General features: G+C 33.1%; 4 protein-coding genes. 2 read left to right on the top strand and 2 right to left on the bottom strand.

Going from position 1 to position 3,167, the window contains the following annotated elements; genetic code table 11:
* The coding region (locus ACILQF_RS12095; RefSeq protein ID WP_395627658.1) for a 3-oxoacyl-ACP synthase III family protein at positions 1-820 on the bottom strand (820 nt) is incomplete at its 3' end.
* 211 nt (positions 821-1,031) lie between these two features.
* On the opposite strand from ACILQF_RS12095, the gene ACILQF_RS12090 reads away from it, so the two are divergent.
* Together ACILQF_RS12090 and ACILQF_RS12085 are read left to right on the top strand one after the other, a co-directional pair.
* Positions 1,032-2,357: a hypothetical protein gene (locus tag ACILQF_RS12090; RefSeq protein WP_395627657.1), complete on the top strand. Its 1,326-nt coding sequence runs from the start codon at positions 1,032-1,034 to the stop codon at positions 2,355-2,357.
* A 247-nt stretch (positions 2,358-2,604) separates the two neighbouring features.
* The gene (locus ACILQF_RS12085) at positions 2,605-2,940 is read left to right on the top strand and encodes a hypothetical protein (RefSeq protein WP_395627656.1); all 336 of its coding nucleotides are present in this window, start codon (positions 2,605-2,607) and stop codon (positions 2,938-2,940) included.
* Between the two features lie 85 nt (positions 2,941-3,025).
* Here ACILQF_RS12085 and ACILQF_RS12080 read toward each other — a convergent pair.
* The coding region (locus ACILQF_RS12080; protein WP_395627659.1) for an LUD domain-containing protein at positions 3,026-3,167 on the bottom strand (142 nt) is incomplete at its 5' end.

Here is a 3,167-nt window from a genome sequence, read left to right as displayed (position 1 = left end):
GAACGAGTACCTTTTTGACATCGCGAATATCTGTACCAGACTTATCAAGAGTTTGTTGTATTAAATGTGGAACATTTTTTAGGGCGTATTCATAAATTTTGCGCCCATCCATTTTAATGTACTTTTCTTCCGTAATAAAATCCGGGTTACTAGATCCACCTGAATATAAATAATAGGCCTCGGCGGAAGTATGGGTTTGGGTTTTATGAGCTAATATCCCCTCATCATTGCTTACCCTACCTTCTAAAATAGTGGCGCCAGCTCCATCGGCATAGATCATACTATCTCTATCATAGGGATCGGTTACCCTAGAGAGTGTTTCTGTGCCGATAATAAGAATGCGTTTAGCATCCCCAGAGCGTATAAAGTAATCGGCTTGAATCATTCCCTGCAGCCAACCGGGGCAGCCAAACGGAAGATCATATGCTACACAGTCGGCGTTTTGAATGCCAAGTTTATGCTTGATTCGTGAACCTAGTGTAGGTATTACGTCTACGCGAGTACTCCCAACAGCAATATCTCCAAAATTATGGGCTACTATAATATAATCTAGGCTCTCAGGGTCGATTCCAGAACTTTCTAGGGCATCAATGGCGGCAAAATAACCCAAATCTGATGATTTGTGCTCTTTGTTAGCATATCTACGCTCCTCAATTTCGGTTATGTCTTGAAATTTTTGAATCACTTCAGCATTGTCTCGAACTATGGGGTCTCCATTTTTTTCGTAGAAACGATTTTTTAAAAAGTCACTGTTTGAAATAATATTTTCAGGGACAAAACTACCTGTAGCCACAATTACAGACTTGATACTAGCGCTCATCAAAAGAATTTATACTGAATACTATATTGGTTTATCGTATTAAAGGTACATATTCTTTTTAAAAAAAGAATCTTTCAATTTGGAAATTAGCGAAAGAATTATTGTATTTCAAAATATACAGTTGTTGATCTATTGGGTTTACTTAAATAAGAACGAATTGTATTATGTTTAATTTCTATAAAAAGAGGTATGTTTTTCTCCTTTGTAAATCATGACTAAACAGTTCAAGTTTATATTTGCATTATTCTTTCTTTTTATTTCCCAAAGCATTCATTCGAAAGATCGTTATTTCAAATGGTTAGACCCGAAAACACAATTGCATGTAAGGATTAACATTGAAACCTATGAGCTTGAGGGTGAGTCAGAAACCGGAAACTGGCAAAATAGAGGTAAAATCATATTGAATACAGCTATTTTTAAGCATATACCTCCCGAGATAAAAAATAATTTTTTCTTTTTTGATAATGGAAATAGAATAAGATTTACTATTGATGGTTCCGGACATGTATTCGATTATTTACCATTAAAAAAGGAATTAATTAGAGTTGATAACACTTTTCATAGTGGCTACAACTACCAATCAAATAAATTTATCAGGGATGGTTTGATTTATAGTATTGGAGGAGAGGGTTTTTGGAATTATAGTTCCTCAATTACCTATTTTGATGAAAAACTTAGAGAGTGGGAAATTTTGAGGCCCCAAAATAACGGACCTCTTACTACTAGTCAAGGTTATCAGGGATATGATAGTAGAGAGGATGTTTATTATTCTGGAGCATCTCCCATAGTTAGCTTTTTGGAAGATCAGAAGGTAGATTTTGTAGATGATTTATTTAAGTTTAATTTCAAATCTAATAATTGGGAGTTTTTAGGTAAAATAAATCCTCAATTATCTTTTCGAAAAAAAACCACGGTAATTTGGACAGGTCATTTATTTCTACATTTTGAAAATTCAACTATTTATATCATTAATCCGCTCATTAATGAGGTTCGAATTTTTAAGGATTATGCAAAGTCGTACGATTCTTTTAAGGAATATATTGTTTACAAAGATACAATTGTAGGTTTTTTAGCTAAAAATTCAGGAGCTCGAGTAAAAATCCCAATTATAGAAATAAGTAAAAAATCCACCTATTGGGGAGAGTTTTATTCTTCAGCTAACTTTCTGTCTTGGTATTATCTCGGAGCCATTTTAATCATTGGTCTTTTTGTTTGGAGATATAAGTATTTATCTAAAAACAGTAATCTTAATTATACAAAACTAGAGAGAAAGCTCTTAAATGAACTATTATCCCTAAAACCGGATGAGTATTTGACTACTCATGATATCAATGAAATTCTAGATACCACCGATAAATCTCAAGAAAATCAAAGAAGGATTCGATTTAATGTAATTGGTCAAATAAACAATAAATTGAGGTCAAAGCTGGGAAGTGAAAAGGGTATTGATCGAAAACCGCACGCGGGAGATAAACGCTTAATGGTTTATGCCTTAGATCCACAGATTGTTAGTGATTTAAGGAAGCTTTTACGATAAAAATATACGTTACTAATGCGTTACTGTAACCTAAATAACACGATTTAATTTAATAAGGTGCCCATTTTGAGTTAAATTTGGTAATGGGTTGTTTATGATCTGTTTGCTATTGGTTAAACCTTTTCAAAGCGATATATAAATAACTCCCAATCTCGAATTTATTAAGGTTTTTTAAATTCGAGGTCTGATTTGAATTAAAAATCTCATTAGGCAAGCCTAAGGGAACGGTTTAATTAAATACTCTAATATGATCACTTTAGAAGCGGAGTTAGGAAATTTAGGCACCATTCTTGAAAAGTATTATTCTTTGGATGGTCAAGAAAATCAACTACTGATAAATTTGAATCTAAGTGTAATTCATTCTGAAAATGAACGCCCTGTTAGCAATGCGCTAATTAGCATTGAGAGTATCGGAAAAACAGCTGTATGCAATTGTGAAGGGCAAGTGTGCATAAGCGAACTCAAGCCAGGTAGTTATTTTATTGACATTATTTCTCCAGGATTTATCGCTCAGAGAGTTTCAATATTAGTACCGATAGTAGATACTTTTCAAATTAGGGTTAAAATGATTAGCAATAGTTGATTTGTTAAATTTCTATAAACCCCAATATCTTCGCCGAAGCAGAAATAAAATTATGGATCAGAAATAATTTTATTAACAAAATAATTTAATCCTCAAGTAGAAATACGTAAAGTTCTTTAGGACCATGAGCACCTAAAACAAGTGTTTTTTCAATATCAGCCGTACGACTTGGCCCTGTGATATTTGAAATCATAGTCGGTAAATTTTCCGGATATTTTTCCTTTAAA

The sequence above is a fragment of the Daejeonella sp. genome (assembly GCF_044232565.1).
Classification (GTDB): domain Bacteria; phylum Bacteroidota; class Bacteroidia; order Sphingobacteriales; family Sphingobacteriaceae; genus Daejeonella.
This window is presented reverse-complemented; position numbering and strand designations above follow the sequence as displayed.